Origin of the sequence: Methanofollis tationis, from assembly GCF_013377755.1 — an archaeon.
Taxonomy (GTDB): domain Archaea; phylum Halobacteriota; class Methanomicrobia; order Methanomicrobiales; family Methanofollaceae; genus Methanofollis; species Methanofollis tationis.
Map to the genome: position 1 here is coordinate 791,016 of NZ_JABXWR010000001.1, position 11,269 is coordinate 802,284.

Sequence of the window (11,269 nt, forward strand, 5' to 3'; positions counted from 1 at the left end):
GATGGATGCAGGGGTCAGAAAGGTCCTGTATGTCTACGCACTCCAGAATGCCGTGAAACACGGCAATGTGCCGAATCCAAAGGCAGTCATGGGCAAGGTGCTCGGCGCCCACCCTGAGCTCCGCCCGCATGCAAAAGAGATCCCGGGGGTGCTCACAGAGGTGCTCGACGAGGTGGCAGGGATGCCGCCCGAGGCATGGAAGGCGCGGCTGGAGGAACTCGCTCCTGAACTCGCCGGCGAAACGAACAGCGGGAAGAAGGACCGGTCAAAGGAGCTCCCACCCCTTGAGGAGGCCGAGGACGGCGTGGTGATGCGCTTTGCCCCCAACCCGTCAGGGCCTCTTCACCTGGGCCACGCAAGGGCTGCCTTCCTGAACGACGCCTATGTGAAACGCTATGGCGGCCGCTACGTGCTGCGGATTGAGGACACCGACCCCAGGCGGGTCGATCCCGATGCCTACCAGATGGTGCAGGAGGATCTCAAGTGGATGGGACTCGGCATCACCGATATTGTCTATCAGAGCGACCGGATGGAGGTCTACTACGATCTGGGCAGGAAACTCATCGAGATCGGCGGTGCGTATGTCTGCACCTGCGACGCCGAATATTTCCGCGACCTGAAGATCAAACAGAAGGCCTGTCCATGCCGCTCCCATTCGATCGAGGATAACCTCGCCCTCTGGGACCGGATGCTCGGCGGCGATTTCGCCGAGGGGCAGGTGACGGTGAGGGTGAAGACCGATCTGGCCCACCCGGACCCGGCGATGCGGGATTTCTCCATCTTCAGGATCGTGGACACGCCCCACCACCCGCGGATCGAGGCGAGGGTCTATCCATTGATGAACTTCTCGGTCGTCGCTGACGATCACCTTCTCGGGATCACCCATGTGATCAGGGGGAAGGACCATATCGCCAACACCCGGCGCCAGCGGTATATCTACGATTATTTCGGCTGGAAGCCACCGGTGTACCGCCATTACGGGCGCATGGGCATCGAGGGAGTGGTGCTCTCCACATCGTCGATGCGCGAAGGGATCAACGCCGGGACCTATACCGGCTGGGACGACGTTCATCTCGGTACCCTGCGGGCGATCGGACGCCGCGGGATCAGGCCTGAGGCGGTGCGGGAGGCCGTTGTCGAGATCGGGATCGGAGAGACCGATATCTCCTTCTCCTGGGAGAACCTCTATGCCAAGAACAAGGCGGTCATCGATCATGTCTCTGACCGCTTCTTCTTCGTCCCTGAGCCGGTCTCGGTCAGGATCGAGGGGGCCCCGGAGCAGGTCGCCGAGATCCCGCTCTATCCCGGCGATGCCGCACGGGGTGTCAGAGAGATCACCTTTGAGGGCGCAGCCGTGCTGCCGCGGGCCGAGACCGAGGGCGCGGCCCTCGTCCGGATGAAGGATCTCTTCAACATCAGGATGACGGGCGCCGGTCAGGCCGAATACGCCGGCGACGATCTCGCGGCGGCGAGAGCGGCAAAGGCCCCGATCATACAGTGGCTCCCCGAAGGCTACGGCATCCCCTGCCGGGTGCTGACGCCCGAAGGCGAGGTGTTCGGGGTGTGCGAGCCCCAGGTTGCAGGGTATCAGGGCAGGACCGTCCAGTTCGAGCGGTTCGGATTTGTCAGGGTCGATCGCGCCGATGAGGCAGGCGTGCTCTGCTACTTCACCCACCGGTGAAGGAAATACTCCGTTCTTTTTTCTGCGATCTCATCCACAGCGATCTCCATCGGGCTCGCTGGCAGGGAGGGCCAGATTATTAATACCCATGAAGCGCCATCACCCTCCCCATGCGCACGATGGCACTCATGATTCTCATCCTCGCCTGCCTGCCCATATCGGTGGCGGCGGCCGGATGGGTGGAGATCTCGGCGGTTGCCGGCGGGGAGAACGGCACGGTGATCGTCAGGGGAACGACGAACCTGGCGGTAGAGAATATTCTGCAGGTGGAGATCCTCTCCGTCTCCTTCACCCCGACAGATAAGAGCGATCCCGGAGGGTTTTCCGGGGCGTCAGGCACCGTGACCGTGGAGGAGGGGAGCCCGTATAACATATGGACATTCACCGTCAAAACCCCCCTCCCGCCTGACACCTATCTGGTGACAGTCACCCACACGGAGAGCGGGACAGAGGCAGGGGGACAGTTCACCATCACCGAAGAGACGGTGAGCGAGATCACGACACCCGTGACAACTGCAGAAACAACAACCGCGGCGACCACGCCTGAGACCGCACCGGCACAGATGCCCTGCAGCCTGGTTGTCGCCGTCTTCGGGATTGTTGTCGGGGCGTTTCTGGTGCGCCGCATGTGAGCGACCCTGCACCTGCCGGGGGGACGTCCTGCTCCACCCCTTTCAACCCCCGCAAGATAAATAGGAGCATCCAGATACTCCCTTCCATGGCACAGCAAACTATCGTCAGGGCCTTCCTGATCGCTGCCGCGCTTGGCATCCTGTGCTGCACGGCAATGGCGGTCACGGTCTTTCCTGACTGGACCTATAAGAGCCAGGCAACCGTGCGGTCGGTCTCGATCTCCGGGGACGGGGCGCTGGTCGTTGTGGGCGGCGACGATGCAAAGACGACTCTGATAGGCGCCGGAGGCGCGGTCCAGTGGCAGAAAGGAGCAGCGGCAGCATTAGGCGCCGTTTCCATTGCACCGGACGGGAGCGCCGTGGGTGCAGGAGGGAGCGACAACAGGGTCTATCTCTATGACATCAACGGAGATCTGCGCTGGAGCACGGTCCTGCCCACCCGGATATACGGCGCGGGGGTGGCGGACGGCGGCGCCTATGTTGCCGTAGGGGGTTCAGACGACCGGGTCCATCTCTTTGACAGCACGGGCGCGTCGGTCTGGTCCTATATGACCGGGGACGATGTCCTCGCCGTTGCCATCACACCCGACGCCGGCCTGATCGCCGCCGGGTCCAACGACGACCGGGTCTATCTCTTCGATCAGACGGGAAAACTCCTCTGGTCGCGTGTCTTATTCGCCAACGTCCTCACCGTCGCCCTCTCGCCTGACGGAAAGTATGTCGCCGCAGGATCGGCCGACACAAAGGTCTATCTCTATAACCGGGACGGCACCCTCCTCTGGAGCACTCCGACGCGGGGATCGGTGAGTGCGGTCTCGGTGAGCGAGGGCGGCGAACGGATTGCTGCCGGTTCGCTCGACCAGAACGCCTATCTCTTCGACCGGAACGGACTGGTTATCTGGAGCCAGGTGATCGGGACGTCAGTCAGGGGTGCGGCGATCTCTGCAGACGGGACACATCTCGCCTTCGGCGGGGACGATAATCTGGTGCGGACCTTCACCGTCGAGTCGCCAGTCCAGACCACGACGGTGTCCACAACCGTGCCGACGACAACAGAGATCGAGACCGGGGCCCTTTCCATCGCCTCCTCACCTTCAGGGGCGGCGATCTACCTGGATAACAGGTATATGGGGATCACCCCGCTCACCCTTCAGGATCTGACGCCGGGGAACTATGCCGTTCTCCTGCAACGCCAGGGTTTTGAGCCATGGACAGGCAACGTTTCGGTCTCGGCCGGGGCAACGGTGACGGTGAACGCCACGCTGAACGAGACAGCACCAACAGCGGCGACACCGACAGAAGCCGCGGCCACGCCTTTTGCAGCCCTCGGGGCAGCGGCCATCGCTGCAGCAGTCCTGCTGCTGCGGCGGCGATAACTACCTTTTTTTCCAGTCAGCCCGACCTCAGGGGAAAAAAGAGGGGGCAGCCCGGCCCGGGATCGAACAGAGCAACCATTCAGACAATAGGGGTTCACCCCATGGTGCCGATTGGAACGGGAAGGTAGAGGCGGGATCGAAATGGGGCTGCACACATCTCTCCTCAATCAATAGAGAAGGAGCAGATTCACCTGAGCAGGGTCAGAAGAAGAACGACGCGTCAAAAAATAGGATTATCCGAGGAAGTGCCTGATATTCGCAGCCCTCAGAACGCCCTGTCTGATATCTACAGTTCTGTTCTCCTCAAGGGCCCGGCAGATGCCGGCAGTGATCTCCAGGTGGTCGGGATCAGGCTGCGCATCGGTGAGATCGGAGACTGCTTTTTTCAGCGCGGGAGAGACAAAGGAGGAGTCAGGATTGAAATAGCGGACGGCGTCGGCGATATCGGCATCGAAGTTGACATAGGCCCTCCTGAGAAATGCGATATCGTCTGATGCCAGGGCGTCGAGGCCGAGGAGTTCGGGAGGCAGACCGATCGAATAGAGCGCGGATGTGAAGGTGATCGCGCGGGGAAGGGTGACGCCGCCCATGCTCCGTGAATACCCGAAGAGCCCGATATGGAGTTTACGTTTTCTCCGGCTCGGAATGAATGCAGCGACCCTGTTGATCACGTCCGAGAGTCCGGTGACCTCGCGCATATAGGCCGCCGTGCAGGTCTGCACGACCTTTAAGGCCTCTTTTTCGTCAATCTCAGACGGCTTCTCGACCGTCCTTCCCTCAAGACCGGCAACGGCCTGCCTGACATCGTCGAGGGGGTAGTCGTACTTGAAGGCGGACTGGATCGTGAAGGTATGCACGCTGGGGTACTCGGCCGCGCACCTCTCCACGGTGTCGGGCCTCAGGTTGCCCCTGAACGGGGCCGAACCCACACCGATGATCGGATAGATCGGAACACCCGTCTCCTCGGCAAGGAGGTGAAGGCGGAAGAGGGCGATCTTGTTGAGGAGGATTGCCGGGATCATCCCGTAGTTCATCGCCGGGTCAGAGCGGGCAAGAAATACGCGCTGGTAGGAGAGGTCCTTGTCCTGCATATACCGGCCGACGATCCCGGCCGCATTGAGCATGCTCGCCTGGTCCTCAAAGAGGGGGATGACATCGATCTTCTGCGGCGCAAAACTGCCGATCCAGTCGGCGATGGTCAGGTCCCTCCCCCCGAGCCGCTTGTACTGCTGCCCGACCACGAAGTCGCAGTAATACTGATAGATATTGTCGATCCCGATATGCGACGAGGTCATCGGGAGGATGACCTGAAAGATCGGCGGGACCGCATTGCCGTAGAAGAGGTGCGCGATGTCGAACGAGCGCGGGATGCTCTCAAGGGCCTCGAGGAGGATCTTTGCCTCGGCCCGCTCGATATCAGGGTTGGGCACTCGCAGGGTAAGAAACACGTCAGAGCCGAGCTGGTGCTCTCTGAAAAACGGCTCATATCTGGAGAGAAGTTTCTTGACGACGAAGTTGTCGACTTCTTTTCCCTCGCAGTCCCACATCTGTTCCCTGCATCCCAGATGGGAGTAACTGTAATAGGCCTCCTGCACCTCGTCCTCCCCACCGAGTTCAGAACTTTCTGCAAAGAACGGAAGGTGGACGTTATCCGGGTGCTGGGTGCTCATGCATTTTGCTATCTTCGGAATATCATCCATAAAACTGCTCCACTATCGGATCGTCAGATAACAATCCCGAACAGAATAATAGAACGTGATTCAGGATATACTTTCGGTCAGGCGCATCCGCCTTTTATGGAGGACAGACAAATCAGGAGAGAAGAAACGAATGTTCAATGCATTTTCATAATAAGAGAGGGGATAGCAGCGTATCACTGTTCCCGAGTGCTCCCGCAACTCAGTACCGAGCGTTACGTGAGTGGGCTTAACTGCTGGGTTCGGAATGAGTCCAGGTGTTTCCCCACTGCTATGGCCGCTATCACCCAAAGCCAAGGCCCGGAATCGAACCGGGATGTAGTTGATCTGCAGTCAACCGCGTAGCCACTCCGCCACCTTGGCGACCGTGTATGCTCTATAATGTTATCGATTATAGATTTTAAAGGTATGCACAGCGGGTTTCGTCTGGGTTCAACGGAAAACTGGATTTGGACGTTAGTACTTGCGGACTGAACACGTCGTTGCCTTCGTGCGTACATCCCAAGCCTATTAAGCGGGTCTTTTACCCATGTCCTGTAACGGAGTCTCTTTTTGGGCCGGGTTTCAAGCTTAGATGCTTTCAGCTTTTACCCCTTATCGCGTAGCTGCTCGGCATTGCCCTGTCGGACAACCGATCGACCAGTGGCGACGAAAGAAAGTTCCTCTCGTACTATTTCTTTCTTACCCTCAGACTCCTGACACCCCAAATAGATAGTAACCGACCTGTCTCACGACGGTCTAAACCCAGCTCACGATCCCCTTTAATAGGCGAACAACCTCACCCTTGGCTGCTGCTGCACAGCCAGGATGGAAAGAACCGACATCGAGGTAGCAAGCCGCCGGGTCGATATGTGCTCTTGCCGGCGACGACTCTGTTATCCCCGGGGTAGCTTTTCTGTCGTCAATAGCCCTCACCAAAAGGGCGTATTGGTTCGTTAGACCCGAGTTTCCTCTCGCGATTATTTGCTATTCATAATCGCGTCAGGCCAACTTTTGCTCTTGACACTCTTCTGTGAGTTTCTGACTCACATGAGTTGACCTTAGGGCACCCTTGATATTTTTTCGAGGGTGTGGCGCCCCACCCAAACTGCCTACCTATCGGTGTCCTCGTAAGAGTGAGTAGTACAACAAACCAAGGATGGTGTCTCATCGACGGCTCCCCGTTCCCCAGAAGGAACGGATATAACGCCTCCCATCTACACTGCGCAAGGAATATCGTACTACAGCGACAGGCTGCAGTAAAGCTCCACGGGGTCTTCACTTCCCATTTGGGGTCCCTGGCCTCTGCACCAGGATAAAAGGTTCAACGGATTCGTGTTAGGGACAGTAGGACTCTCATTAATCCATTCATGCAAGTCGCCAATTAAGCGACAAGGTACTACGCTACCTTAAGAGGGTCATAGTTACCCCCGCCGTTTACGAGTCCTTCGTCCGGTTGGAACCGGTGTTCAGATACTCGCACTGGGCAGGAATCACCGACTATACTAGTCCTTACGGAGTTGCAGTCAGCTATGTTGTTATTAGACAGTTAGAGTCCCCTGGTCACTGCGACCTGCTTGATCACCAAGCAGGCACCCCTTCTTCCAAAGTTACGGGGCCATTTTGCCGAGTTCCCTTAACACGATTGATCCGACACGCCTTAGCCTATTCAGCTAGGGGCACCTGTGTCAGTTCTCGGTACGGACATTCAATCGCCTTTTCATGGGCTCCAGGAATTTACCAAGTTTCCCTATCACACTTTCACCCGGTTCTCACCATGACGGTACTCCCCGGACTTACATGCTTAGACGGGGCGACGACCCCGCCCGGTATATCCCGAAGCGTCAGCGCTTATTGCTAAGCAAAGATTGAATGGTACAGGAATATTAACCTGTTTCCCTGTTGACACACTCGCATTACGGTGTATCTTAGGACCGACTAACCCTCAGCTGACGAACATTGCTGAGGAAACCTAGCCCCTTCGGCGGATGGGATTCTCACCCATCTATGCTTCTACTACTGCCAGAATTCTCATTCCCGCACGGTCCACAGGAACTTACGACCCTGCTTCTACCCATGCGGGACGCCTTCCTACTAGATCACCTTACGGTGCTCCGTGGTCTCTGTAGTAGGCTTTAGCCCCGTCCATTTTCAGTGCCCTAAACCTAGACTGGTAAGCTGTTACGCACTTTTTGAAGGATAGCTGCTTCTGAGCTCACCTTCCAGTTGTTTTTGGCCTAGGACGCCTTTCAGTGTTGACACTGAGCCTACATTGAGGGACATTAACCACGGTCTGGGTTGTCTCCCTTACGCATTACAAGCTTACCCCGTAATGCGGACTTCCAGCCGTCTTAGATGTCGGGGAATTTGGAGTTTGACAGGAGGACGAGGAATTTCTCCCCCGCTACCCCCAATCAGTGCTCTACCTCACCGACGATCTCAGGCCAGGTCATGCTACGGCATGTTTCGGAAGGAACCAGCGGATGCCGGGTTCGATGAATCTTTCACTCCTATACGCAGGTCACGAGAATGATTTGCATATCAAAACCTCAGGCGGTCCTCCACGCAACTTTCGTCACGCTTCAACCTGCCCACGCATAGATCACCCGGCTTCGGGTCTTATCCCACTGACTTCGCGCACTTTTAATACGCCGTCCCATGCCCGAAGGCTACGGACTTGTTGCTTTCGCTCCGGCTCCCCTCTACGGTTAACCTTCGCCAATGAGATAAACTCTCTGGCCCGTTCTTCAAAACGTAAGTTACGACACTGGCAACCACACCCGTACTACCGCCTCGCGACGGGTTCCTTCGCATGGAAGATCCTTTGGCGCCGTAACACACTATAACCTGTCAATTTCAGGCGCTTTTAACCACCTTTTCAGGGTTACTTTTCAGCTTTCGCTCACGCTACTAATACGCTATCGGTTTCGAGGTGTATTTAGTTTTGGAGGTTGATGACCCCCGGATTCCCGCGAGAATTCCAACCCACGGTACTCAGGACTCTGCCAGGTCGCATTGACATACGTGTACGGGACTATCACCCCCTATGGTACCTCGTTCCAGAGGACTTCCACTTCGTCGCAACAACCACACGGCAGGCCTACCACACCACATCTCCCCGAAGGGATTCAGTTTGAACTCTGTCGCTTTCGATCGCCTTTACTTACGACATCTCGATTGATTTCTTTTCCTCCCCCTACTAAGATGTTTCAATTCGGGGGGTTCCCGATCCTTACGGATCAACACCGAAGTGTTAGGATGTCCTATTAGGGTATCTCCGGATCGTAGATTCCATGCCTCTCCCCGGAGCTTATCGCAGCTTGGCACGCCCTTCATCAGCACTCGAACCGAGCCATTCACTGACAGGCTTCTGTCCAGCTTTCCGCTGAACCCATTTGACGCCCGTTGTGCATACCTTTACACGGCCTCCTCAGGTCAGGGTATCTGACCTTCAGCCCTTCCCTGCAGATTCGCATCTCCAGGTGCATTGAAATGGACTCAGGGGGATTTGAACCCCCGGCCTCCGCCTCGCAAAGGCGGCGATCTCCCACTGATCTATGAGCCCGATTTCCCTTGGCTGGCATTGGCAACTTTACGGTCTGTTCAGTAACCGCATCAATCCCCTCGAGTTCATTAGGAGGTGATCCAGCCGCAGATTCCCCTACGGCTACCTTGTTACGACTTAACCCCCCTTGCGAAACCTAGATTCGACTACGGCAACAACCGCAGCCTCATCCAAACCTCACTCGGGTGGTTTGACGGGCGGTGTGTGCAAGGAGCAGGGACAGATTCACCGCGCTATTTTGAAACGCGATTACTACGGATTCCAGCTTCATGCGGGCGAGTTGCAGCCCGCAATCCGAACTAAGGGCAGGTTTAGGAGATTGCCTTCACCTTTCGGTGTCGATACCCATTGTCCTGTCCATTGTAGCCCGCGTGTAGCCCGGGTAATTCGGGGCATGCTGACCTACCGTTGCCCATTCCTTCCTCCTCTTTAGCAGAGGCGGTCCCAACAGTGTCCCCACCAGTCCGGAGACCGTGCTGGCAACTGTTGGCGTGGGTCTCGCTCGTTGCCTGACTTAACAGGATGCTTCACAGTACGAACTGACGACGGCCATGCACCTCCTCTCAGCTGATCAAGTAGAGTCTTCAGCCCGACTATCATATCGCTGTCCTACCCGGTGAGCTGTCCGGCGTTGAGTCCAATTAAACCGCAGGCTCCACCCGTTGTGGTGCTCCCCCGCCAATTCCTTTAAGTTTCAGCCTTGCGACCGTACTTCCCAGGCGGCGCGTTTCACGGTTTCCCTTCGGCACCTCGGTAACTCGTGGTCACCGATACACCTAACGCGCATCGTTTACGGCTGGGACTACCCGGGTATCTAATCCGGTTTGCTCCCCCAGCTTTCGTCCCTCACTGTCGGAGTCGTTCTGGTGAGACGCCTTCGCCACAGGTGGTCCCCTGAGGATTACAGGATTTCACTCCTACCCCCAGAGTACCTCTCACCTCTCCCGATCCCTAGGTCGCCAGTTCCCCTGAGACGCCTTCCGGTTGAGCCGGAAGATTTCCCCAGAGGCTTAACGACCAAGCTACGGACGCTTTAAGCCCAGTAATAGTGGCCACCACTCGAGCCGCCGGTATTACCGCGGCGGCTGGCACCGGTCTTGCCCGGCCCTTTCTCCAGGTGGTTTTTAAGCACCTGAACAGCCCGTCCATACGGGCACTCGGGGTTCCCTTATCACAGTTGCCTGCATTGTAAAGTTTTCGCGCCTGCTGCGCCCCGTAGGGCCTGGATTCGTGTCTCAGAATCCATCTCCGGGCTCTTGCTCCCACAACCCGTACCGATTACAGGCTTGTTGGGCCGTTACCCCAACAACTACCTAATCGGCCGCAGACCCATCCTAAGGCGGCGGACCTTTGGCTTACCAGGCATTCCAGCGATGGTAAACTATGAGGTATTATCTCCAGTTTCCCGGAGTTATCCCTCACCTTAGGGCAGGTTGTCCACGTGTTACTGAGCAGTATGCCGAGGGCTTGACCCCTCTCGACTCGCATGGCTTAATCGAACCCCGATAGCAGTGACCTCTGGCAGGATCAACCAGAATTTTGAAGTAGGCACACTATCGATTGTGTTTTAACTAAAGGAATTAGCGGTTACTAAACAGATTTCCGCATTGCCAATGCCAACGTCAGAATCAACACCGACCTTTTCGGTGATTTTGATTCTCCATCAAAACGCAGAACAAACTCTGCGTCCCTTGTGTGGAAGCGAACGCATTCGTCGCTTCCGAGTGATTTCGTGGGATTACAGTATTGAACGCACGAGGTTATTAACCCTTCGCAGCGCCCTGCATCAGGCGTATGAGGCCCGGTGCAGCCATCCCGTGAGGGAACGATATTTGTGCTCCGAGGATATAAACCCTTGCAGTCCCGGTCGGCTGCCGGGATTTCGCCCCATTACACATCGCCCCCTACCGATTCCGGTCTCGCCGGAGTGTTCGGCAGTCAGTCACTCGTGTGCCAGCAACATAGGACTCGGCAGGATATATACCTTCGCACCCCGGAAGGGGAGCGAGATAATCCGTCAGGGTCGTTGCTGACAGTGTGAGGTAACCATCTTGGACGGTGCAGGATATATACCTTGGCAGTCGACCCCCGAAGGGGACGTTAAAGAAAGGCATCACCCGCGTGTTCCCTCTGAAATCTCAGGCCCGATTCCGGTCTCGCCGGTGTCGTCGGGCCCGCATAGTGCAAGGCAACAATGTTGTTCTTTTCACGATATATACCTTCGCAGTCGACCCACGGAGGGGACGTTAAAGGAAGAGACAGATCCCGATAAAACATCTCAAGACCGATCGGTTCAGGACCGGTCCTGCCGCCGTTGCGTGCCAATAGAATCTGGCATT

At 57.0% G+C, this 11,269-nt stretch carries 4 protein-coding genes, 2 tRNA genes and 3 rRNA genes; 3 read left to right on the top strand and 6 right to left on the bottom strand.

Going from position 1 to position 11,269, the window contains the following annotated elements:
- Position 1 precedes the first annotated feature (1 nt).
- The 3 genes from HWN36_RS04085 (at position 2) to HWN36_RS04095 (ending at position 3,689) form a co-directional block, all read left to right on the top strand.
- Positions 2–1,681, top strand: a complete 1,680-nt coding sequence (locus HWN36_RS04085; RefSeq protein WP_176788193.1) for a glutamate--tRNA ligase — start codon at positions 2–4, stop codon at positions 1,679–1,681.
- Positions 1,682–1,791: 110 nt separating this feature from the next.
- Entirely contained in the window at positions 1,792–2,313 is a 522-nt protein-coding gene (locus HWN36_RS04090; RefSeq protein ID WP_176788194.1) for a hypothetical protein, read from the top strand.
- A gap of 86 nt (positions 2,314–2,399) precedes the next feature.
- Entirely contained in the window at positions 2,400–3,689 is a 1,290-nt protein-coding gene (locus HWN36_RS04095; RefSeq protein WP_176788195.1) for an outer membrane protein assembly factor BamB family protein, read from the top strand.
- 233 nt (positions 3,690–3,922) lie between these two features.
- On the opposite strand, the gene ppcA is transcribed toward HWN36_RS04095, so the two are convergent.
- The 6 genes from ppcA to HWN36_RS04125 all read right to left on the bottom strand — a co-directional run bounded on the left by ppcA (position 3,923) and on the right by HWN36_RS04125 (position 10,468).
- Positions 3,923–5,389 (bottom strand): phosphoenolpyruvate carboxylase, encoded by a 1,467-nt coding sequence (ppcA, locus tag HWN36_RS04100; protein ID WP_176788196.1) that lies wholly within the window; start codon positions 5,387–5,389, stop codon positions 3,923–3,925.
- Between the two features lie 160 nt (positions 5,390–5,549).
- Positions 5,550–5,671, bottom strand: a 5S ribosomal RNA gene (gene rrf, locus HWN36_RS04105).
- Between the two features lie 6 nt (positions 5,672–5,677).
- A tRNA-Cys gene (locus HWN36_RS04110) sits at positions 5,678–5,749 on the bottom strand.
- Between the two features lie 74 nt (positions 5,750–5,823).
- Positions 5,824–8,749 (bottom strand): 23S ribosomal RNA (locus tag HWN36_RS04115).
- 109 nt (positions 8,750–8,858) lie between these two features.
- Positions 8,859–8,930, bottom strand: a tRNA-Ala gene (locus HWN36_RS04120).
- Between the two features lie 70 nt (positions 8,931–9,000).
- A 16S ribosomal RNA gene (locus HWN36_RS04125) occupies positions 9,001–10,468 on the bottom strand.
- Together the 16S, 23S and 5S rRNA genes with 2 tRNA genes alongside form the textbook arrangement of a ribosomal RNA operon.
- Between the last annotated feature and the right edge of the window lie 801 nt (positions 10,469–11,269).